This is a genomic window from Streptomyces longwoodensis, from assembly GCF_001514125.1.
GTDB lineage: Bacteria > Actinomycetota > Actinomycetes > Streptomycetales > Streptomycetaceae > Streptomyces > Streptomyces longwoodensis.
This window is the reverse complement of the sequence record NZ_KQ948572.1, coordinates 2,687-3,374: the sequence shown is the minus strand read 5'-3', so window position 1 is coordinate 3,374 and position 688 is coordinate 2,687. Positions and strand designations below refer to the sequence as shown.

Annotated in this window: 1 other annotated feature (only partly in view). The window is 57.4% G+C overall.

Features of this window, described 5'->3' with window-relative positions:
- Nucleotides 1–56 precede the first annotated feature (56 nt).
- Nucleotides 57–688: a sequence feature (mutual gap in cmsearch alignment for this rRNA model is longer than 100), on the top strand; it runs 2,664 nt beyond the window's last position.

The window sequence follows — 688 nt, the reverse complement described above, 5'->3', positions numbered from 1 at the left end:
GGGTGATGGGTGGCTGGTCGTTGTTTGAGAACTGCACAGTGGACGCGAGCATCTGTGGCCAAGTTTTTAAGGGCGCACGGTGGATGCCTTGGCACCAGGAACCGATGAAGGACGTGGGAGGCCGCGATAGTCCCCGGGGAGTCGTCAACCAGGCTTTGATCCGGGGGTTTCCGAATGGGGAAACCCGGCAGTCGTCATGGGCTGTCACCCACTGCTGAACACATAGGCAGTGTGGAGGGAACGAGGGGAAGTGAAACATCTCAGTACCCTCAGGAAGAGAAAACAACCGTGATTCCGGGAGTAGTGGCGAGCGAAACTGGATGAGGCCAAACCGTATGCGTGTGAGACCCGGCAGGGGTTGCGTATACGGGGTTGTGGGATCTCTCTTTCACAGTCTGCCGGCTGTGAGACGAGTCAGAAACCGTTGATGTAGACGAAGGACATGCGAAAGGTCCGGCGTAGAGGGTAAGACCCCCGTAGTCGAAACGTCAGCGGCTCGTTTGAGAGACACCCAAGTAGCACGGGGCCCGAGAAATCCCGTGTGAATCTGGCGGGACCACCCGCTAAGCCTAAATATTCCCTGGTGACCGATAGCGGATAGTACCGTGAGGGAATGGTGAAAAGTACCCCGGGAGGGGAGTGAAATAGTACCTGAAACCGTGTGCCTACAAGCCGTGGGAGCGTCGGA